Origin of the sequence: Nostoc sp. C117 (assembly GCF_043099735.1) — a bacterium.
Taxonomy (GTDB): domain Bacteria; phylum Cyanobacteriota; class Cyanobacteriia; order Cyanobacteriales; family Nostocaceae; genus Nostoc.
On sequence record NZ_CP170991.1, the window covers coordinates 1,281,245 to 1,305,235 of the forward strand.

The 23,991-nt window shown below is 39.4% G+C and carries 10 protein-coding genes; 1 reads left to right on the forward strand and 9 read right to left on the reverse strand.

The genetic code is table 11. The features are described 5' to 3' along the window. Positions 1 to 20: 20 nt before the first annotated feature. The 5 genes from ACFG4S_RS06765 to ACFG4S_RS06785 form a co-directional block, all read right to left on the reverse strand. A complete protein-coding gene (locus ACFG4S_RS06765; RefSeq protein ID WP_392534059.1) occupies positions 21 to 1,532 on the reverse strand; it encodes a BamA/TamA family outer membrane protein in 1,512 nt (503 codons plus the stop codon). Between the two features lie 111 nt (positions 1,533 to 1,643). Beyond that, entirely contained in the window at positions 1,644 to 2,651 is a 1,008-nt protein-coding gene (locus ACFG4S_RS06770) for a 2-hydroxyacid dehydrogenase (RefSeq protein WP_392534060.1), read from the reverse strand. 198 nt (positions 2,652 to 2,849) lie between these two features. Continuing rightward, positions 2,850 to 3,281: a hypothetical protein gene (locus ACFG4S_RS06775; protein WP_392534061.1), complete on the reverse strand. Its 432-nt coding sequence runs from the start codon at positions 3,279 to 3,281 to the stop codon at positions 2,850 to 2,852. A gap of 58 nt (positions 3,282 to 3,339) precedes the next feature. Next, entirely contained in the window at positions 3,340 to 5,025 is a 1,686-nt protein-coding gene (locus ACFG4S_RS06780; protein WP_392534062.1) for a GUN4 domain-containing protein, read from the reverse strand. Between the two features lie 30 nt (positions 5,026 to 5,055). Next, positions 5,056 to 7,131 (reverse strand): ABC transporter ATP-binding protein/permease, encoded by a 2,076-nt coding sequence (locus tag ACFG4S_RS06785; protein WP_392534063.1) that lies wholly within the window; start codon positions 7,129 to 7,131, stop codon positions 5,056 to 5,058. 124 nt (positions 7,132 to 7,255) lie between these two features. Here ACFG4S_RS06785 and ACFG4S_RS06790 point away from each other — a divergent pair, with 124 nt between their 5' ends. Further along, positions 7,256 to 7,384 (forward strand): hypothetical protein, encoded by a 129-nt coding sequence (locus ACFG4S_RS06790; RefSeq protein WP_392534064.1) that lies wholly within the window; start codon positions 7,256 to 7,258, stop codon positions 7,382 to 7,384. A 27-nt stretch (positions 7,385 to 7,411) separates the two neighbouring features. Here the strand turns inward: ACFG4S_RS06790 and ACFG4S_RS06795 are convergent, their stop codons facing one another. From ACFG4S_RS06795 to ACFG4S_RS06810, 4 genes are all read right to left on the reverse strand, one after another. Beyond that, positions 7,412 to 8,590 (reverse strand): 2-isopropylmalate synthase, encoded by a 1,179-nt coding sequence (locus tag ACFG4S_RS06795; RefSeq protein ID WP_392534065.1) that lies wholly within the window; start codon positions 8,588 to 8,590, stop codon positions 7,412 to 7,414. A gap of 84 nt (positions 8,591 to 8,674) precedes the next feature. Continuing rightward, positions 8,675 to 12,901 (reverse strand): amino acid adenylation domain-containing protein, encoded by a 4,227-nt coding sequence (locus tag ACFG4S_RS06800; RefSeq protein ID WP_392534066.1) that lies wholly within the window; start codon positions 12,899 to 12,901, stop codon positions 8,675 to 8,677. After that, positions 12,898 to 20,637 (reverse strand): amino acid adenylation domain-containing protein, encoded by a 7,740-nt coding sequence (locus tag ACFG4S_RS06805; RefSeq protein WP_392534067.1) that lies wholly within the window; start codon positions 20,635 to 20,637, stop codon positions 12,898 to 12,900. Before ACFG4S_RS06805 ends, ACFG4S_RS06800 begins: the two co-directional genes overlap by 4 nt. An 82-nt stretch (positions 20,638 to 20,719) precedes the next feature. Beyond that, a complete protein-coding gene (locus ACFG4S_RS06810; RefSeq protein ID WP_392534068.1) occupies positions 20,720 to 23,935 on the reverse strand; it encodes an amino acid adenylation domain-containing protein in 3,216 nt (1,071 codons plus the stop codon). Between the last annotated feature and the right edge of the window lie 56 nt (positions 23,936 to 23,991).

A 23,991-nucleotide genomic window follows, 5' to 3' on the forward strand; every position in this document is an offset into this window, starting at 1 on the left:
AACTGATGACTCCTGCTGTATCAAAATCGTTGGCCTGTGGTAATTTCAAATCTAACTTCTCCGCGATCGCTTATTCCTAAATCACCTCTAATTAGCCCAAAGGGTGAGTTTGCTCGCAATCCTAAACCGTAACCAAAGCCACTTCCAGGTTTGTTTCGCAGCACTCCCGGTTCTCCTAGTACGGTGTCGCTAGATCCGAAATCTGAGCCGAAGTCAGTAAAGATAACTCCTCCGATTGACTGGAAAATTGGGAAACGATATTCGACAGAAGCTAAGCCATAACTCCGACCACTGGCAACTTTACCATAACCGTAACCTCTGACAGAATCCAGCCCACCAATATTAAATGCATCAGCTGGTGGAAAATCTCCAATGGTTGTACCAATTTGCAAATTAATCGCCAACATTTCTGGATTATCGGTTGGTCTACCATTACCTATCCAGCTGACTGGGAAATACTGAATATAGTCTCCTCGTAGTCGATTGCTGGAAATATTGCCTAATCCAATGGGAATTGCTTGTTCTGTGCTGAGGGTAAGGATCGATCCTTGGGTGGGGTTATCTCGGCGATCGCGTTGATCTCGAGATACAGCAAAGGATACTGTAAATAAGTCATCAATGCCAGTACCACTGACAGATAAAGGACTTCCTAATCTATCGACTTGGGCAACGTTGTATTCTGCATCCCGTAGGCTAATTCTGGTATAGTTGAGAGCTACAGTTGCATCCCAGTTATCGAAAGATTTTAAAACTCCCACAGAACCGCCAAACCTTCCCTCGCGCACTTCATCGCCGTTAGATAATCTAATATCTTTGTTGAAGGTTCCCGATGTATTTCGACTACGAAAAGCTCTAATGGTATAACCCAAGCGGTTTGGTTCTTGAGAACGATAACGGCTAGTAAACTGGCCATCAAACTGGACATCTTTACTACTGATTTGCACAATTGTATCTAATTTATCGTTCAGACCGCTGACATTTGCATCTTTATAACCGACTCGACCATAAAGCCCAACATCATCATTATTACCGCCTCCTAAAATTAGAGCCGGAAATCCCCGCTCTTGGATTTCATAAATAATGTTAATGCTAGAGCCATCTTCTTGTCGATAAACATTGACTTGATTAAATGACTCTAATCTCCTCAATCTTTGTAAGTCCGCTGCAAGTAAATCTTCACTGAATACCTCACCAGGTTTGAGTCTCAGCAGACCAATGATAAAATTTTTCTGGGTACGCCCAATGATTGGTTGACCTTTGTCATCAAATACCTGACCTCGATTGTTAATAAAACGAATCTGGATATCTTTGACAACTTTTTGGGAGAGTTCCATTGCTTGGATATCTACTGAACTCAGTCCTTGATAATCACCATATTTAGCATACCCTCTCTCTATCTGGATGGTAGATTCAGGGGTTCCAATACCGTTTTTCCCATTCTCAGTAGAAGTTTGTGATTGTGCAAAAACCTGTGGATTTTTGACCACCACTAACATGACTGCGATCGCCACTACAGCTATTTGAATACGCATAAATCAGGCTTTTTCATTACCCATATTTTGGGAACACTTAAATTGTCCCATTATGGCAGGTAAATCTGGAAAATATCGTTTATAGCAGTTGGTGAAGTAGCGATCGCTTCTTTAGCTAACTTTCACTTCAGCGCGGATTTCATTCGCACAGGGACGACCTTGTTCAACATCTGTAATATTAGCAAAAGTTGTCTCTGCAATATTGTGTAGAGCTTCTGCAGAAAAAAAGGCTTGGTGTCCGGTAATCAGTACATTCGGGAACGTTGTCAAACGTTGGAAAATATCATCTTGAATGATTTCGCCAGACAAATCCTCAAAGAACAATTCGGATTCTTGTTCGTAAACATCCACACCAAGATAGCCAATTTTACCAGACTTCAGTCCTTCAATCACTGCTTGAGTATCAATCAGCGCTCCTCGGCTGGTATTAATTAACATCACGCCTGACTTGATTTGTTCTATAGCTTCAGCATCGATCAAGTGATGGGTTTCGGGAGTCAAGGGGCAATGCAAGGAAATAATATCAGAATTGGCAAATAACTCAGGCAATTCTACATATTTGCCGCCTAATGCCTCTAATTCGGCATTGTGATACACATCGTAGGCCAGTAGGTGACAACCAAATCCCTTCATAATTTGTCCTAAAATCAGACCGATTTTGCCGGTGCCGATAATCCCCACTGTACGCTGATGTAAGTTAAATCCTAAAAGTCCATCTAAGGAAAAATTGCCTTCCCGGACGCGATTATAAGCACGATGAATTTTCCGATTTAGACTCAAAATCAATCCCACAGCATGTTCTGCTACACCATAGGGTGAATAAGCAGGAACACGCACAACAATAATCCCCAAGTTTGCTGCTGCTTGTAAGTCTACATTGTTAAATCCAGCACATCGTAGCACAACTAGGCGAGTTCCCCGTGAGGCGAGTAGTTCTAAAGTTGGCGCATCAACCTGATCGTGGACAAATACGCAAACCGCTGGAAATCCAGCGGCGAGGATAGCGGTATCCCGATTTAAACGGGGTTCAAAAAAGACTAACTCATGTTGAGTGAGAGAATTTGCAGCTGACAAAAACTGGCGATCGTAGGCTTTTGTACTGAAGATTGCTACTTTCATGCAAAATTTTAGGCTGTATGCTGCACGGTGTTCGAGTACATCATAACTTGAGATTCAGAGGAGCGATGTCTACCATGAGCTATGCCTGGATGCTTTCAATTGTTGTCAAGATTAATTTCTGAACTAAAGCAAAAATTTAGGATTTTAAATATGGCGATCGCTTAATTAATTGTAATGCTATCTTCTATTTATTTCTAGTTATTGAAACGGTGTTCTACTATTAATTATTTTTGTTCCCACAATTGATTCTTCTTTATCCTTTAGGAGAAAATTAGAGCTATTAATTCTCATAACTTCATAAATTTCTGCCATCAATACAGAACTTAAAGTAGCTGCAATGTCTGCAAGAGAAATTTTAAAAGCTAGTGGTATCCTAAAATTCAAAAATGATTTTGGCATATTTCTAACATTTAAATGCAATTTTTTTTGACTTACGTACCATACCCCAGTAAACTTATTACCTGTTAAAAGTTCTTTAGGTCTCGAGAAAAGATGTATTTGAACCCTGGTTTGCTCGTAAGTCATATCATCTCTAAAATCAATGGTTATTTTTTCTGAATACGTATCAAAACGCCATTTCCCAAAAAGTAAAATTTCTATTTCGATATCGGAATGTTTACTAGTATTCATTCATATTTCTCCTTAAATTTAGCTTTAGCTGGAATTTTTATGATTAATAAATCTGTGATTAACGCATGGTAAAACTTTCGTTACAACTTTTTACACGAGAAAAGAATAAGTGCATTTGCCAAACTAACCAAGACTTTACCCGCCAAGCTCCCATTGAAAGAGATTCTGTAGATGATTTTGGAGATAATTCCAAGTTATATTGGTCATATTGTAGCCATTTGGCTGGGAGGTGTCCCATCGGTGTCATTGGGGACAATTTAAAAGTTAGTTGCTCATAGTCCAACCATTTTCCCTCTTTTCGCCAACCAAGGCGATCGCCTAGTCTCTTTTCTGCTTCGTAATCTACTTGACCACCCATTTCGCTCCAGATAATTTGCTGAATACTGAAGCCAAAATAACCATAACTATATTGTTCCCAAAGTACATCCATAACATGAAAGTCTTGACAAGAAAAGTTATCAATGTCCTCTTGATAAACTTCATTCCAATAATTTTTACCTATGACTTTTAGCATTAATTTAGTAGTTTCAAGATCAGCTTCTTTCCACTTATGCTGAGCTAGGAGATCCCGCAATTGGGTATAATCGATTTTCTGATTGTGGAGAAAGTTTTTTGTCAACGTAACATTGTTAGTCAGTCCCATAAATCCTGTTTCTTCAACAGCAGATAGAGGCGCTGTTGCAACAAAATTTACTTCTGCTATCCCTAGCACTTTCCTTTGATTGCTCAGTTCCTTGGATATATAGTTAGATATTAAATCAATACCTTTGTCTAAAAAGATACTATTTTCACTCAAATCAAAATTATCGATTTGCCAATCTAATAATTGAGATTCAATAAAAGCATCTTTTAATCTAGCTTTTTTCTCATAACTCGTCACCATAAAATCGAGAAAAGTTTCAGAAATTTCCTCGTTTTGTTCAAGATTAAATAAATTTGACTGATACTTTAAAATATTATCCCCTAGATTTTTAATATCTCCGACAGTTGCATAAAAATATTCATCTACTTTTACAACTTCATCTATTAAAGATTGAAAGGGACTAAAGTAATCTTGTAAAGAATTTTCAAAATTGATTGCAGTATGAGCAATTTTTGCTATTTCTTGACGAATCTTATAAGCTTTTTTTTGATATTCGTAAATCTCTTGGTATATTTCTAAATCTTTAACTATTTGCTGAACGATCTCTTTTTGACTTTTGGTATCTTCTGCAAGATTTTTAATTCCTTGTCCCAGTAATCTTATTTTTTCTAAAATTAAAAAATAAGCGTTACTTAACAGTAAAACTGCTTTAAAATTTTCTTGCTTTTCCCATATTAGTTGATCGACTATTCTCGGATTTTTATGATTTTTTAGCTCTAGCTTTCTTCTTTCATCTTCTAAACTTTTTATTTCCAAATATTTTTCTTGGAATAACTTTTTTAAATCGTCTGTAAGTCTTAGCAAAAAAACATGATAAATATCCTTATAATTCTCTAAGAAATCAATAATATGACTGTAGTCTTTAATGAATAATTGAATTTCTTCAAAAATTTCTCCTTGGCTAATTTCTTCTTTTCGCTTAATTATTCCTCCAAGCTTGTGATGATATTTAACACCTTCTTTAATTAATTTTTGACGTTCTCTAATTTTTATTTGAAGGGTTTTTACACTGTTATTTTTCAGGACAGGTAATTGGTAAGTTCGTTCGTAAATTGAAATAGTTTCGTAAGTAATTAGTTGTCTTTGCTGCTTAGTTAGCATGACCTTGATTTGCCAAATTAAAAATAGTCGTTAAGCTCTTACCCATTTCAAAACTTTCGGGTCTTTATCATAGCGATAGGTCAAGCCATCCTTAGCAGCAATAGACTTTCCAAGGCTAGCCTTGCTGCGGATGGTATTAATACTAGAGTCTGTTAACATCTGCATTTGCTGATGGGAAAGACCTACGATTGTGCTGATATTAGTTGATATTTGTGGTTGACTTCGTGATTGATTATTGGGTGAAACATCTATTGTAATTTCTGCATTTTGGGGAGGATTAATATTCGGTAAAACCTCTATCGTAGTTTCAGTATTTTCAGGAGAATTAGTGACCAATTCTTTTGCTTTTTGCAGCCGATAATCTTCTACAGTCAAAAGTTGCCAACTAGAATCTTGTGATAGTTCCAAAACCCATTGATGATAATTAAATAAACTTTCCCTATGTCCAACACTGATAAATGTTGTTTTTGTCTCTTGTAATTGTTGATATAAATTGCCTTCATTTTTTAAATCTAAAGCACTCGTGGCTTCATCTAATATAGTAAAGCTAGGACGAGTAACTAATAATCGTGCGAATGCAAGGCGTTGTTGTTCTCCCAGCGATAGAATATTTTCCCAAGGAACTTCAGTATCAAATCCCTCGACCCGACTGAGCAAGTTTTGCAGATTAACTTGTTGCAAAACTTCTTTGATTTCTCCATCGCTAATTTTACGATTTATATTAGGATATATTAACTGTTCGCGCAAAGTTCCCAAAATTATATAAGGACGTTGGGGTAAAAATAACACATCTTCTAGAGGTGGCCGCACCAGACGACCAGTACCCGCATTCCACAAACCAGCGATTCCCCTCAATAGAGAACTTTTACCTCGACCACTAGGCCCCACAATCAATAAACCTTGTCCAGGTTCAACAGAAAGTGACAAATCTTCAACGATCACCTTTTCATAGTTGGGCGTTTGTAAAGTAACATTCTCAAAAGCGAGATGGTTTTCTTCGATTGTTTTAATAGTACTGACTTTCTCTGGTTCTTTGGTCACAAAGTCTAACGCATTAGACAACTCAGATAAACGCTCAACGTAACTAGAAAATCGTCCTGAAGTTGCAAATTCTCTGATTAATTCTGCCATAGCATTGGCAAACAGATTACAAGCTAAACTGGCTTGGCTAATTTGTCCAAAATCAATTTCACCTTGAATCTGTAAAGGTCCGAATACTATAAATGGAAATATTTGGATAACCGCCTGATATCCCCTAGTAAAAATATCTTGACTTATCTCCCAATCAATCTTGCGTTTAGCACTTTTAATAATATTATTAAATCTTCGCTGGATTATATTTAATTCTTGTTTCTCTCCCTGAAAAAAAGCTATTGATTCAGCATGATTACGAACATGGGTAAGGCTGTAAGTATAGTCCGCTTCAAATTCGAGTTCCTGTTGTTTAATCTTATTCAATTCTTGAGCTAAGTAAATAGCAATTAAATTACCTATTATGGTATAAACAACCAATGCAACTGCAATAAATTTGGAAAGAGACCAGAGAATTATTAGAAAAACTATCATTTCCAGTACTTTTTCTAAGAAAGTAGCTGAAAAACTGAGAGCATTTCTGGTGATTGGTTCGATTTCTTGAGATAGACGTTGGTCTGGGTTATCAATATCAGATTTAAAGTTTATTTTATAATAAGCTCGTTTGCTTAAATATTTTTCTAAAATTTGTTTATTTAGCCATTCATACCAATCAAGAGCGATTTTTTTTCTGACAAATTTAGAAACACCTACCAAAAGCGTTACCAACACTAGGGCTCCACCGTAGAGCCATAAAGTATCATAAAACTTAGAAAGATCGTTTTCCTTAGTGATAATATCAAGTAGATCGCGAGTAACGAAGCTATTAAAAACAGTTACGCCCACGAGCGCAATGATTAATAAGATTAGGAGAATAAGCATCCCCCATGCGCGAATAACATCTGAAAATACTCTTCCTTCTGCCTCTGTGGGATACCAGTAAGGCCCGGCGATCGCTTTGACATTTTCCCAAAATTGAGTAAAAGCCGAATTAGTATTGGTTATAGGTTGCTTATGAACAGTTTTAGATTGCATGTTGTAAAAATCAGTTGAGGCTCTAGAGGCTGACTGAATAACTTTGGTATTTTACTATATTGACTACATCCTTTGTTTTGCAATACTTTTAGGTTGTATATAGCAGTATGCAAACAAAGTCTATATGCTTTCCCTCTGGGATGTAGTGGGATCTGTGCTTTTCTACCAAACGCTTTGCGATCGCACTAGCACTTCTCAACTCTTAGAGACCCTGCGCCAACAGGAGCGATCGCCTTTTCCCACCATCCGATAATTGTGAGCTATTACACAAGAAGATGGATTATTTAAAGACGCCATTTTTCCATAACTCTAATACCTCCTTGGCTGTAAAATAGCGTTCTTGCTCAACAGCAAGAGATTTAATCACTGAGCGCATTTTTTCATATTGCTTCCTTGGTTGAGGATTTTGCAGTTGCTTTTCAAATAAATATTGAAAATTACTGACTCCGCTCCATTTACCGAAGAGAACTTCTATGCTGTTGTAACGAAAAGCAGCATAGCTTTGAGGATCGCTAAATAAAGAATTGACATGGATACCTGATTCGTGACGTTGAGCAGTTTGAGAGTAAGGTGCCGCTGGACGAATCCCCAGTTGCTCAATGTAATCTGTCACAGCGGCGATCGCATCATAGTTAATCCCTTTGACTTCAATTCCAAAGCGGACTCGCAACCCATTTAATACCTGCTCGTTCGCAACATTTCCGGCTCGTTCCCCAATCCCGCAAAACGTACCCGATACTAAAGTTGCCCCAGCCATAACAGACTGGAGAGTATTTTCCAGAGCCAAGCCCATATCATTGTGGTAGTGTACCCCGAAAGCAACCCCAGTTGTACATTGCAGCAGGTCGTTAATCCAGATATAGCTCTTTTCTGGACTGAGGACTCCGACTGTATCACAGAGCATAAAATGATCGATATAAGGACTGCATGAGCGGATACATTCGACTAAAAAGTCAAAATCGGCTCTTGAGGCATCCTCGGCCGCAAAGTCTACAGTCATTCCAGCAACTGTAGTGGCATAGTGCAAATTTTCAACAATTACATCAATGGCATTTTGGCGAATTCTCTCGATTACTTTTGTTGGGATATCATCATCAATAGTTTTTCCTTGAAACTCCTTCAACAAACGGATCTGAGGATCTCTAAGGAAGAGTAAGCGATCGGAAAGGCCGTAGAAAAGTATGATGCGCTTAACTCCGTACATTTTGGCTCGATCGATGTACTGCTTTCCCATCATGGTAGCAGCAGCGATCAGACTATCCAATCCATCCAATACTAATGATTTAACTAGCTTTTCTTCTTGCTCATGAACACCGGGCATGATGGATATTCTATCTACTCCCGTTTGGGCAATTAGATGGGCGAGTTTTTGTTTAGTTGGATAAGAAAAGAAAATACCTGCTTGTTGTTCTCCATCCCGGAGAGTTTCATCGCAAAATATGATAGGAAGAGTTTCCATTGCTTTAGACCAATTAAAAATTTAAAATTAAGAAAATCAAACTAATTTAAAAGAATCACTGATTGTAAGTGACGCTTTTTTTGCTCATTTATGCTCTGCTTTCTCTAGCATTGTCGTCTGTAATTGCGTGGCTAATAGTTTGACATTGGGTTCATAAAGCATTCGACCGTGGTTTCCAGGTACAGAAATCACCTTGACAGGCTTTTTAGTATAAGTTTGCCATCCCCAATCCGGTAAATCGTAATCAGAAAAAGCTTGGATTTCTTGCAAAACAATTTCATGAACTTCTTGAGCGCGGAATAAAATAATCGGGGCACAAATTGGATGATTAGGCTGATAATTTGCGTAATTGAGTGTTAGTCCTTTCATTACTTTCATATTGGTTTTGAGCAAAGAAAGGGTGGAGTGTTCTGGTAAAATATTATGCTGATACAAATATTCTGCTGCCAGATCCCACATAGTTTGGTCATTGGTTTGAGCGGCTAAATCGTCATATTCCAGTCCGAAAGAAACTCCCTTTAAAATTTCAAGTCGTCGAATCAATTGCCAAATCCAATCAAGCTCTGTTCTATTACTAAAATACTCAGGTTTAGAAACTAGTCCAGCATCCAACATAGCTAGTAAACTCACCGTTTCACCTTGCTGTTCTAGCTGAGAGGCTATTTCAAAAGCAACGGCACAACCTGAAGAATACCCTGCTAGTATGTATGGACTTTTGGCTTGCTTTTGACGTAAGACCTCAATCAGTTGACTCGCATGATCTGCTACTGATTTAGGTAGTGCGCTAGAGCCGTCTCGTCCTGGAGTTTCGAGTCCATAAACTGGACGCTCAATTCCTAGATTGATTGCCAAATCTCGAAAATAGAAGCTGTGTCCGTTTGCACCAGGAAGCAAAAATAAAGGGGTTGCATCACCTTGAGATTCGAATGAAAGTAAATCAGGATTTAACTGTTGAATCTCAGCATTACAAAGTTGTTCTGCTAGTTGAGCAATAGTAGGATTCTGAAATAAACTACTTAAAGAAAGTTGTTGATCAAAGACTTGTTGAATATTATTGAGCAGTTTGATTGCTAATAAAGAATGACCGCCCAAATCGAAAAAGTTATCATGAATTCCAATATCTCGATGTTCCAGGACAGCAGACCAAACTTGCGCTAATTGCTGTTCAACTTCGTTACGCGGAGCTTCATATAAGCCGTTAATTAAAATATTTGGAGCAGGTAAAGCTTTCCGGTCAACTTTACCATTGGGAGTTAAAGGCAACTCATTCAGTACGACAATCTGAGCAGGTATCATATAATCGGGCAGACGGGATTTAAGATGATTTTTCAATTGGATAGACAAATCATTGGTGATGCCCGTTACATAAGAAATTAAACTTTGATTGCTCTCAGTTTTATATAAGGTGACAATTGCTTCTTTAACTGATGGATGTTGTAACAAAATCGATTCAATTTCACCCAGTTCAATTCTAAAGCCCCGCAATTTAACTTGATCGTCTATGCGACCCAGATATTCAAGATTTCCATCAAACCCCCATCTTGCTAAGTCGCCAGTTTTGTAAATTCGCTCAATTTTACCGAATAACTCAACTTCAATAAATTTCTCGGTGGTTAAGTCGGGACGATTGAGATAGCCTCGTGCTAAACCTACTCCAGCGATGGACAATTCTCCGGGTATTCCTGGGGGCAATGGTTGATTGTGGACATCTAAGATGTAGATGCGAATATTAGATAATGGTTGACCAATTGGTGGTTTTTTGCCATTGGGTTGACAAATTGCGATCGCTGCAACAACTGTAGATTCAGTAGGCCCGTAGCAATTAAACAAACGCCGTCCCGTTCCCCACTGGGTAACTAATTCTGCTGGACAAGCCTCACCACCAACCGTTAGACATTGCAAATCGGGTAAAGTCGCTTGAGGTAAGACAGACAAGACCGAGGGAGATAAAAAGCTGTGGGTAATTTGGCGATCGCTTAAAAAGTCAACTAAGATTTGACTCGGTAATAAAGTTTCTTTTTTAGCCAGATATAAGCAAGCACCAGTAACGAAAGTAGTCGCAATTTCCCCAATAGACAGATCAAAACTAAAAGAAGCAAACTGAAGTAACCTGCTGTGGTGTTCAACTTGAAAAGTTTTACCCCAGGATAAGGCTAGATTAACAATTGCTTGATGCTCAATCATTACCCCTTTGGGTCGTCCCGTCGAACCAGAAGTATAGATTATATAAGCCAAATTATTCGGCGTAATTTGAGGACTGAGATTTTCTTTTGAGGCTTCGGTAAAAGTTTTCTCATCTAAACAAATTACCTGACAGGGATTTTCGAGGTTAGCTAAGGGTAATTGGTCTAATAAGAAACTTTGGGTCAGTAACACCAATGTCTTAGAATGTTCTAACATGAACGCAATTCGTTCTTGAGGATAATTAGGATCGATCGGTACATAAGCTCCACCTGCTTTGAGAATACCGAGTAAACCAATAATCATTTCTAAAGACCGTTCAGCGCAGATACCAATTAAAGTGTCTGGCTTAATTTGCTGATTTTCAATTAGATAATGAGCAAGCTGGTTCGCTTTTTGATTGAGTTGCTGATAAGTTAGGCTTTGGGATTCAAATACCAAAGCCAGATTATTAGGGTTTTTTGCAACTTGTTGTTCAAATAAGTCAACTAAAGTTTTATCGTAGGGATAATCAGTTTGGGTTTGATTCCAGCGTTGTAATTGTAGAAGTTCGGGCGCCGTCATCAAAGGCAGAGTCTTGATTGGTTGTTGAGGATTATCAACAATTCCCTTCAGTAAAACTTCAAACTGTTCCGCCATTCTTTGGATAGTATTTTTCTCAAAGAGATCGGTGGCGTATTCCCAAGTTAAATTTAACTGGTTATCAGATTCTACGACCATAAGTGCTAGGTCGAATTTAGCAAACGGATAAGTTAATGGGAGCCATTCAATCTCTAGTCCTGGCAAACTTAGGTCGGGACTTTCGTTATTTTCCAGTGCTAACATGACCTGGAATAAAGGGTTATGACTCAAACTGCGTTCTGGTTGCAACTGTTCTACCAGATACTCAAAGGGAATATCTTGATGAGAGTATGCATCTAAACAAGTTTGGCTAGTTTGTTGTAGGAACTCGATAAAACTTTGCTCAGGCTTGATTTGGTTACGCAGTATTAATGTATTGACAAAAAAGCCGATTAATCCTTCTGTATGGCTATGGGTGCGGTTAGCGATGGGAGAACCAATACATAAGTCTTCTTGACGACTGTAACGAGAAAGCAGAATACTGAAAGCCGCCAACAAAGTCATAAACAAACTTGCGCCTTGCTGTTGACTTAAAGTTTTAATAGCCAGAGTTAAGTCAGGCGATAGGGAATAGCGATCGCGATCGCCTCGGTAGCTTTGCAATGCTGGACGAGGATAATCGGTGGGTAACTCCAGTAATGGGGGAGTATCTTGGAGTTGATTTTTCCAGTAGTCAATCTGAGTTTCTAATACTTTGCCTTGTAACCAATTTCGTTGCCAGTTTGCGTAGTCGCTGTATTGAATGGGCAAGGGAGCAAGATTTGGGGTTTGACCTTGGGTAAAAGCGGTATAAACTTGTCGCAACTCACGGACAAACACACCCATTGACCAGCCGTCACTGATAATGTGGTGCATATTGATAAGTAGCACATATTTCTGCCCCTCAAGTTGCAGGAGTTTTGCTTTAAACAAAGGGCCAGTATTTAAGTCAAACGGTTCTTGAACATGAGCATCGATAAAATGCTGAAGGGTTGGAGAGTGGGAAAGAGTTTCTTTTTTTGCAGTCCCCAACTTCAGGTTTTGTGAATCTAGTACTGTTAAAACTTCGATGTCGTCTAAATTTTTGATGACAATCTGGGGATGTCCCGCCACTGTGGGGAAATGCATTCTCAAACTTTCATGCCGATTCAGTAAATAAGCCAAACTAGAATGCAGAGCATCAATGTTGAGGTTTCCATGCAGTTGCAAAACCATCGGCATATTGTAACTAGCTGATGACCCTTGAAGTTGCGCTAACAGCCAAAGGCGTTGTTGAGCAAAGGAAAGAGGCTTGGGGACATCATCTGGTAAGGTCGGAATTTCTTCTGCCATAACAGATCCCGCTTTGGCAGAATTTAAGAATGCTAATATATCTGCTTTGTTGGCTTGAATTTCTTGCTTGAGTTCAGAAGTTAAGGCGTTTTTACTAGTACGAATCCGTAACTTATCATCATCAGCCCAAATTTTGCAGCCTATATTCTGCAAACGAAGCATTAAAGAAACTACTTGCTGATTTTGTGTCATAGTCATAGTTCAATTTCCTCTTCGTCTGAGTTTAAAGGTTGCATATCTGCGATGGATGAATTAATCCAAATAGAGGTATCGAGATAATTTGCTAATTGAGTCAGGGTGGGAAATTCAAATACCTTCCGCAGAGGCAGTTCAACTTTGAATGTGTCACGAATGCGGGCAATTAATTGGGTTGCTAATAAAGAATGACCACCTAAATTAAAGAAGTTATCCTGTCGGGCGATCGCTTCAAATTTAAGCAGCTTCGCCCACAATTCGGCAAGTAATTTTTCTGTCGCTGTTACAGGCAATTCAATGTCTGTTGAGGAAACGGTTCCATTTGGTGCAGGTAAAGCTTTACGGTCTACTTTTCCATTTGGTGTTAGTGGTAGTCGATCTAAAACCATGAAATGGCTAGGAATCATATAATCAGGCAGATTTTTAGCCAGAAAATCTCGCCATTCGGCTAATAACGCTGGATCGACTTGATTGGTGCGATATTGCAACGGTTGATTTGCATAACGTTGCCAAGGTTTCAGTCGTAAATTTTTATCCTGAGAAAATCTTGGCAATATGGACTCTCCAGGGATATTCCGTTGGAAAACAACATCATAATCAGAAAACCCTGTAGAACTATATTGGATAAAAGGTGTATAGGGCAATTCTCGCACTAAAGTTCGGAATGCTTCGGGTTCTATGCCTGATTTAGCTTTGGCAACTGCCGCTTTTAAATCTGAAACAGTACCATCTAATTGAGAACTTTCTTCTAACAGTAACATTTCTGAAGTTAGATAAGCATTGGGAACACCTTTAATCCCTAGCAAATCTGCTTGTTGAGTCGTTAAAATTCTCTCGATTGTTTCCAGATTTAGTTGCTGGCTCTGCCAATCTAACCATTCAGGTTCCGCAAGAGGAATATCTGTTTGATCCAAATGTAAAACAACGTCATAACGAAAACGGTTCATTTCTGTTTGAGCAGAACCTCGTTTCAATTGAATTTGTACATGACTAATTCGAGGGAATTTTTGTTTGAGAGCGATAAAGAAATCAGGGTCAATCAATAATTCGCCTTCGGTGCCGATGCTTTTTTGAATTTGTTGACGCAAGTCTTTAATTGATAATTCATCAGGGGCGCGATAAAACTCAACTGCGGTGTGGAAAGCTTCTAATAAATGGAGATTTCGCACATCCCCAATAAAGATTTTTCCCTGATTTTTCACAGATTTTATTGCTCCCTCTAATACTGACAACAAGTAATCTAAAGAGGGAAAATACTGAATTACAGAATTGAGTATTACCAGGTCATAATTATTTGTTTCAATGCCGTCAAACTGGTTAGCTGCACCTTGTTTTAAAGTAACTTTTTCTTTGAGAGACTGCTGTTGAAGATGTTGTTCAATATAATCCAACCCTGCTGCTACAAGGTCTGTACCCAGGTACTTTTGACAATGGGGAGCAATTTTCAACAATAACATCCCTGTGCCACAACCGATTTCCCAGACCCGTTTGGGTGCAAGTTCTAGAATTTGCTCAACAGTTTTATCCCGCCATTCTTGCATCACAGCTTTGGGATAAGGTTTTCCCGTATAGCTATCATTCCAACTAGCCAAATTTATGGTTGGGTCATCTTTTATATCTTGTGGTTGATGGTAGGCATCATGGAAAACTTGTTGCCATAATTCCACCTGTTCATCTTGAAGGTCTTCATCCTCTGTTCCTGTTGGGACAATATATGCTACTAGACGTTGATCGAAATCACTGTCTTCTCGGATAATGACAACTGCTTCTTGAATTTTTGGGTGTTTGAGTAAAGATGCTTCAATCTCGCCTAATTCAATGCGGAAACCGCGAAGTTTGACCTGGCGATCGCTGCGACCTAAATATTGCAAATTGCCATCGGGTAGCCAACGAGCTAAATCGCCAGTTTTATAAATCCGCTCAGTTTGATTGAACAGTTTGATGTCAATGAATTTTTCAGCACTCAAATCGGGACGATTCAAATAACCCTGTGCTAAACCTGCACCTGCAATGCAGAGTTCCCCAGGAATACCAGGGGGAAGGGGTTGGTCATAGCTATCTAAAATATAGATGTGGGTATTGGCAATAGGCTTGCCGATGGATACCACAGCGCCTTGAGAATAGTTTCTTCTCTCAAAAGTATTTATCTGATAGATATCTGACCAAATAGTGGTTTCTGTCGGGCCATAAAGATTCCAGAGTTCAGCACTTTTTTCTAATAGTTGATTAGCTAGTTCCCAGGTTAAAGCCTCACCGCCACAAAAGATCTTAAGTTGTGTTGAACCTTTCCATCCTGCGGTTAACAATATACGCCAAGTCGCTGGAGTCGCTTGTATGAAAGTAGCATCAGAGTTAACTAATTGTTCTGATAACTGTAAACCGTCAGAGGCGATTTCACGACTGACTAAAACAATTTTGGCTCCTACTATCAGAGGTAAATAAATTTCTAGTGCAGCAATATCAAAGGATATAGTGGTGATAGCTAGAAGAGTATCGGAAGCAGCTATTCCAGGCTTTTCCTTCATCGAATATAAGAAATTCGTCAGTGAAGAGTGACAAATTGACACACCTTTTGGTCTTCCCGTAGAACCAGAAGTATAAATGACATAAGCTAAATCATCAGGGTTACTTTGGAGATTGGGATTATTTGTTGTTTGATTGACCGATGTTTCTGGCTCTAGAAATACTACTTGACAGGGATTTTTGAGTTTTTCTAGGGGAAGTTCCTTTTGAATGGGGTTTGTTGTGAGTAATATCGAAGCATTACTATCTTCGAGCATTAAATAAATGCGATCGCGGGGATAACTCGGATCGATCGGCACATAAGCCCCACCCGCTTTGAGAATAGCCAACAAGCCAACGATCATTAGGAGCGATCGCTCCACGCAAATTGCAATCAATGGATGATCGGGTAATTGTTGCTCTTTTTTGAGTTCCAACAAATAATGCGCTAGCTGATTGGCTTTTTGGTTGAGTTCTTGATAACTCAGGCTTTGATCTGCAAATACCACCGCAATATTATCGGGCGTTTTTGCCACCTGTTGTTCAAATAGACTCACCAAAGTCTGATTTTTAGGATAATTAATATCGGTTTGATTCCAAACTTGCAGTTGTTGAATTTCTGCTGTTGTAATTAAGGGTAGCTGATGAATCGGCTGTTGGGAGTTTTGGATAATTGCTTCCAGCAAGACTTCAAAATGTCCCGCCATGCGCCTAATTGTTTCTGCTGCAAATAAATCTGTGGCATATTCCCACATACAATGCAGTCGATCGCCCCTTTCGGAAAAATCCAGTGTTAGGTCAAATTTGGCAAATGGTAAACTTTGCTCTAAATATTGAATATCAAGCCCTGGTAAACTAACATTTTTCCCTGCTTCTTGAGTATTTTGCAACACCATCATCACTTGAAATAAGGGATTATGGCTCAGACTGCGTTCTGGTTGTAACTGTTCTACTAAATACTCAAAGGGAATATCTTGATGAGAGTATGCATCTAAGCAAGTTTGGCGGGTTTGTTGGAGTAACTCACTAAAACTTTGCTCTGGCTTGACTTTGCTCCGCAATACCAAGGTATTGACAAAAAAGCCGATTAATGATTCTGTGTTGTTATGGGCACGGTTAGCGATCGCACTACCAATACATAAATCCTCTTGACGGCTGTAACGAGATAGTAAAATACTAAAAGCCGTCAACAGAGTCATAAACAAAGTAACTCCCTGTTGTTGACTAATAGCTTTAAGTTTCTGAGTCACTTCATGACTCAAACTATATTCCTCACGCCCACCTTGGTAACTTTGTTGCGCTGGACGCGGATAATCGGTAGGTAAATCAAGTAATCGGGGAGCATCGCCTAGTTGTTGTTTCCAGTAATTTTCCTGACTTTCTAAAATTTCCCCTTGTAACCAATTGCGTTGCCAAGCTGCATAATCGCTATACTGAATCGGCAACGGTGACAAATTTGGAGTATGCCCCGCAGCAAAAGCAGCATAAGTCTGTTCCCATTCGCGCTTAAACACCCCCATTGACCAGCCATCAGTAATAATGTGGTGCATATTAATCAGCAGGACATTTTTCTGTTCGCTAAGTTGCAGCAGTTTCGCTTTGAACAGGGGACCAGTATTTAAGTCAAAGGGTTCTTGGGCGTGACTATCAGCTAACCGTTGTACGGTTTCTGCTTGAGTTTGCGGATCGAGCGATTGTAAATCTGCAATCGTCAGTACTTCTATATTCTCTGGATGTTGGACAACTACTTGCGCTTCTCCCTCCAAAGCTGGGAAATAAGTGCGTAAAATGGTGTGGCGATCGATGAGATAATCAAAACTTGCACGCAACGCCTCAATATTCAACTTGCCTTCAAGTTGCAGAGCCGTTGACATATTGTAGGTAGCTGAGGTTCCAGTGCCTTCAAGTTGGTCTAAAAACCAGAGTCTTGATTGAGCAAAGGACAGATTTTTAGGAGCATTTTCAGGTTGTGGTGTGATGGGTGGTAAAGCAATTACTGAAGAAGCTTTGTCAATTTCTGTGGCCAACTCAGATAAAATGCTGTGTTCAAATACCTTGCGGACAGATATTTCTACCCCAAAAGTGTCACGAATACGAGTAACTAATTGAGTTGCTAACAGGGAATGTCCGCCTAATTCAAAAAAGTTATCTTGGCGACCAACAGACTTAGTTTTCAGGAGAGTTTGCCATAAGGTCGCCAGCAGTTCTTCTGTTGGGGTAACAAAGGCTTCAAAGTTAGTTGAAATAGCTGTATCTGGTGCTGGTAATGCTCTCCGATCTAGTTTACCGTTAGCCGTGAGAGGTAACTGTTCCAGTACCATAATCTGGCTAGGAACCATATAATTTGGCAGTCGAATTTTTAGGTAGTCTTTGAGTTGACCCCCTAAATTGTTGGACTTTTCTGCCGCAGTGACATAAGCTACTAACCTGGGATTATTATCAGCTTCATATAAAATTACAACTGCTTCTTTAACTAAATAGTGTTGCAATAATAGTGATTCAATTTCACCTAATTCAACCCGAAAGCCCCGTAATTTAACTTGAGCATCAATGCGACCTAAATACTCAATGTTGCCATCATCTGTCCATCTAGCCAAGTCACCAGTTTTGTAAATACGCTCAGTTTTGCCAAATAATTCAACTTCAATAAATTTTTCGGCAGTTAAATCGGGACGGTTGAGATAGCCTCGTGCTAAACCAACTCCAGCGATGCACAATTCTCCAGTCAGTCCAGGTGGTAATGGTTGATGATGAGCATCTAAAATGTAGATGCGGATATTAGATAAAGGTTGACCAATAGATGGTTTTTTCCCATTGGGTTCACAACGAGATATACTGGCGATAACCGTCGATTCTGTTGGCCCATAGCAGTTAAAGAAACGTCGTTTTTTTCCCCATTGTGTTACCAACTCGGCTGCACAAGCTTCACCACCAACGATTACGGCTTGCAAATCAGGTAATGAAGCTTGAGGTAATACAGATAAGACGGAAGGAGGTAAGGTGAAATGGGAAATTTGGCGATCGCGCAATAAGTCAACTAAAGTTTGACTAGGTAACAAAGTTTCTTTCTTGGCTAAATACAAACAAGCACCTGCGGATAAAGCAGTGGCAATTTCACCAATAGACAAATCGAAACTAAAAGAACCAAACTGAAGCCAACGGCTATTGTGTTGAACTTGAAAAGTTTCAGCCCAGGCTAAACTTAAGTTGACAATGGCGCGATGCTCAATCATCACCCCTTTGGGTTGTCCGGTTGAACCAGAGGTATAAATTATATAAGCTAAATTATCAGGAGTACTTTGAGGATTGGGATTATCTGTTAATGCCGAATTAAAAGTTTCTCGATCTAAATAAACGATCTGGTGTTTAAGTTTAGTTAAAGGTAATTGCTCTTTGAGGTGACTTTGGGTTAGCAACACCGATGTCCCAGAATCTTCTAACATGAACTCAATTCTTTCTTGAGGATAATTAGGATCGATCGGTACATAAGCTGCACCTGCTTTCAGGATACCGAGGACACCAATAATCATTTCTAAAGACCGTTCAACGCAGATACCAATTAAAGTATCTGGCTGAATGTGGTGATTTTGAATTAAATAATGAGCGAGTTGGTTCGCTTTTTGATTGAGTTGTTGGTAAGTTAGGCTTTGGGATTCAAACACCAAAGCGAGATTATGAGGGTTTTTAGTAACTTGAGCTTCAACCAACTCGACTAAAGTTTGATTTAGGAGATAATCAGTTTGAGTTTGATTCCAAATTTTTAGTTGCTGACGTTCGTTCTCTGGGATTAACGGTAAGGTATTAATCGTTTGTTGAGGATTATCGACAATTCCCTGAACTAAAACTGCAAAATGTCCTGTCATCCGTTGAATGGTTTTAGCCTCAAACAAATCGCCAGCATATTCCCATTCTCCTGTCAAGCCTTGGGGCGTTTCCCGGAAAATCAGCGACAAATCAAACAGAGTTGTGGTGTTTTCCCACGTGAAACGGTTAAGGGTTAATCCATTGATTTCTAGTTGCTGCTGGCTTTCATTTTGCAAACCAAAGGCCACTTGAAATAGGGGATGATGAGAAAGCGATCGCTCTAGACCCAATTCATCAACCAGTTTCTCAAAGGGTAAATCTTGATGGTCATAAGCATCTAGAGTTACTTGCTTGACTCGTTCAAGTAATTCTAAGAAAGTTGGATTCCCTTGCAAGTTGGTACGTAAAGCTAGGGTATTGACAAAAAAGCCAATTAATGGTTCTACTTCACGACGGTTGCGATTAGCGATCGCAGAACCAACAACAATATCTTCCTGTCCACTGTAGCGCGAAAGTAACAGGGTAAATGCTGTCAATAAAGTCATAAACAGAGTAGTTCCTGACTCCTGACTTAAACGCCTCAACTTCTGCGTCAAATCCTGATTGAGTTGCAAAAACTCGCTACATCCCCGATAGGTTTGAACTGATGGTCGGGGTTTATCTGTGGGCAATTCTAATAGAGGCGTGACTCCAGCTAATTGTTTTTGCCAGTAATTGAGTTGGGTTTCGAGTACCTTTCCCTGTAGCCATTGTCTTTGCCAGTGGGCGAAATCAGCATATTGAAGCGGTAATTCGGTTAAGGGTGAAGGTTTTCCGGCGGAAAATGATGTATAAAGGCTGAACAATTCACGACGGAATATATCCATTGACCAGCCATCGCAAACGATATGATGGATGACGAGCAACAACAGATGCGATCGATCGCTCAGTTGCAACAACTTTACCCGCAGCAAAGGTGGGTTTGATAAATCAAAAGGCTGTTGCAATTCTGCTATCGCTAATTGCCTGGCTTTGCTTAACTGGTTTTCTTCAGTCAATTTTCGCCAATCTAGCACTTGCATTGTCAGTTGAGGATGAGCGTGAATCACCTGTATCGGCGACTCATCTACAACCGAGAAAGTAGTACGTAGCACTTCATGACGTTGGACAATTGCTGTTATGGCTTGTTCTAAGACAGGTATATTGAGAAATCCATTAATTTGCCAGAAAAATGGCACATTATAGCCACTATTTTCGCCTTCTAATTGGTCAAGAAACCACAGTCTTTGTTGAGCAAAGGAGAGGGGAAGAGGTTGCTCTCTTGATATGGGTGTTAGGGGTGGAGTTAACCTGCCATTATTTTGTGAAAATTGTTGTTGATTTTTCAGCTTTTGTAGAACTAATTCTCGTTTTTCTGGTGAAAGGGCTTCTAGACGTTTTAGTAAATCGCTCATAATAATTCGTAATTCAAAAAACTTCGAGTTTCTCTGGTTATATCTGAACCTTAAATTTATTCTTTTTTAATTGATTGAATCTTTAAAAAAGCAATTCCTGTGTTACCTCTTCTTCTGATAACCGATCGATTTCCTCTAAAATCTCTGCTAGTGAATCATTTTCTGCTTGTTCAATCTGTTGAGCGATCGCTTTTTGGGCGAGTTCGGCAATAGTTGGATTTTCAAACAGATAACGCAGAGGAAAATCTAGAGAAAAGGTTTCTCTTAATCGAGAAATAACTTGTGTAGCGAGTAAAGAATGTCCTCCTAACTCGAAAAAGTTATCGTGAATTCCCACCTGTTTTACTTTGAGAACTTCAGCCCAAATCCTGGCTAATTCTTGTTCCGTAGACGTGCGAGGAGCAACAAAATCAACCTCTAGATTTCTTTGATCGGTATCTGGAACAGGCAAAGCACGGCGATTGATTTTACCATTAGGTGTGAGGGGGAATGCTTCTAGAAAGACGAAAGCAGTGGGAATCATGTAATCAGGTAGCTTTGTCTTGAGAAAATTTCGCAGAGTGCGAGGAGTTAGTAGATGATCTTTGGCAATGAGATAGGCTACTAAATACTTGTTCCCAGCTTCATTTTCCCGTGCAATAACCACTACTTGTTTTATCTCAGAATGTTGATTTAAAACTGCCTCAATTTCTCCTAATTCAATGCGGAAACCGCGAATTTTTACCTGTGTATCTATTCGACCGATAAATTCCAGATTTCCATCAGGGAGACGGCGTGCTAAATCTCCTGTTTTGTAAAACTTACAGGCTGCGTTATCCTCAAAAGGATGAGAAATAAATTTTTCACTGGTTAATTTTGGTTGATTTAAGTAACCTCTAGCAACACTCGCCCCACCTACATAAAGTTCTCCAGAAACGCCAATGGGAACTCTATGTAAATCTTTATCTAGTAGGTAAACTTTTCTGTCACCGATGGGTTTTCCAATGGGAATCGAATGTACATTGTCAGCAAGTTCTTGAGGAATCGGATAACAACAGATAAAAACTGTACATTCTGAAGGACCATAAGCATTAATTAATTGCGTTGTCGGCAATAGTTCTAAGGCGCGACGAACATGAGGTAAAGAAACGGATTCTCCGCCAAACATAAGTTGTTTAATTTCTGACAAAGCTTGTGGCATTGTGTCAATCATGAGATTGAATAGGGCTGTAGTCAGAAACAGGATGTTAACCCTTTGTTTTTGGATGATGAGACTTAAGTCTTCAGGCGTGAGAATTTTTCCTGGGTAAAGCACACAACACCCACCGTAAACCAAAGGCGACCAAAGTTCTAGGGTTAGTGCATCCCAGGAAATTGATGAATGTTGTAGCCAAATCTGGTTTGCATCAAGGTGAATATAATCAACCCCAAACATAAAACCAATAATGCTACGATGAGCAACTTCTGTTCCCTTTGGTGTGCCTGTGGAGCCAGAGGTATAAATGATATAAGCTAAGTTTTCTGGATTAACTTCACTGTGTAAATTGTCTTCTTTGTGTTGAGAAATTATTTCCCAATCTGAGTCAATATTAACCACAATTTGATTATCGATTGGGAGTTTACCTTGGAAATGAGTTTGCGTTAATAAGATTGGTGTCTGGACATCTTCTAGCATGAACGCTAGTCGATCTGTTGGATAAGCGGGATCTAGTGGAACGTAAGCCCCACCTGCTTTGAGAATAGCTAGGATTCCGATTACCATTTCGAGCGATCGCTCCACACAAATTCCCACCCGTACTTCGGGTTTAACTCCCAACCCTTGTAAATAATGAGCTAATTGATTGGCGCGCTTATTCAACTGACTATAAGTTAAATGTTGTTGTTCATATATAAGTGCTACCGCATCAGGTGTTTTTTCTACCTGTTCTTCAAATAAACTATGAATACATTCGTAACGAATAGAATCTATATTTTTACTACTTTCTTGGAGAATTAATTCTTTTTCTTCGACTGCACTGAGCAGCGATATTTGAGAAATATTTTGTTGTATACTAGTTGCCATTGCTGATAACAATGTTTGGAAATGTCCAATCATCCGCCCAATTGTTTCTTGCTCAAAACGACTGGTATCATAGACAATCCTTCCAGACAATTGTGATTGGGGATTAACTACAACCGTTAGTGGGTAATTAGTCCGTTCAAAACAACGAATATGACTAATTTCTAAAGTTTTTTTGGTATTTTTTTCAGTAGCATCTAGGGGATAATTCTCAAATACCAAAAGGCTCTCGAACAGAGGCATTCCTGGGGCAATATCACTTAGGCGCTGAATTTCTGCTAGGGAATAATAAGCATACTGTTCCTGTTCAAATGCTTGACTTTGTAATTGCTTGAGCCAGGATAACAATTCCGCTTTTCCACTGACTTGTAACCGTATTGGAAGGGTGTTGATCAGTAACCCAACCATCGAATCCACTCCTGCAAGTGTTGGTGGACGACCAGATACAGTTGCACCAAAGACCACATCACTTTCCCCACTGTAACGGGAAAGCAACAGCGCCCATGCTCCTTGCACCAAATTATTCAGAGTTAAATGGTGCTGTCGAGCCGTATATTGGAGTTTCTCACTTACCGTTTGAGATAATTGAAAAGTTTGCTCATTGTATATTCCCTCTTTGCCGTTCCCTGCCAATGAAGTAGGAACTTCAAACCCCTGGAGGGTTTGTTGCCAGAAGTTCTTTGCCCGATCGCTATCTTGTTGCTGTAACCAATTAATATATTCTCGATAGGGGCGAGAAGGTATCAGACGTAAATGTTCGCCTTGTTGATGTGCTTCATAAAAAGCTAAAAGTTCTTTGAGGATAATCTGCATTGACCAACCATCAAAGAGAATATGATGATGACTCCAAATAAATTGGTAAGTATACTCCTCTAGGTGGATGACAGTGAAACGCATTAAGGGAGGTTGAGCTAGATCGAATCCTTTTTGGCGATCGCATTTCAAAAAATCTTCTAAATGCTGTTGTTGTTCATCGGAGGTGAAATTCCGCCAGTCCAGTTGTTCCCACGGGAGATCTACTTGCTTACTCACCATTTGCAAGGGTTTTTCTATTTCTTCCCAATAAAAGGAACTGCGTAAAATTGGGTGTCGGGCTACAACTTGCTCCCAAGCTTGGACAAACCCAGTAAAATTTAATTCTCCTTGGAGGATACAAACCAACTGCTCAAAATAAACTTCCGATTCTGGGGCATAAAGGGTATGAAAAAGCATTCCCTGTTGCATGGGCGAAAGTTCATAAAGATCGTCGATATTGTTCATAATAATGGGGATTGGGGACTGGGGACTGGGGATTGGCGATTGGGGACTGGGGACTG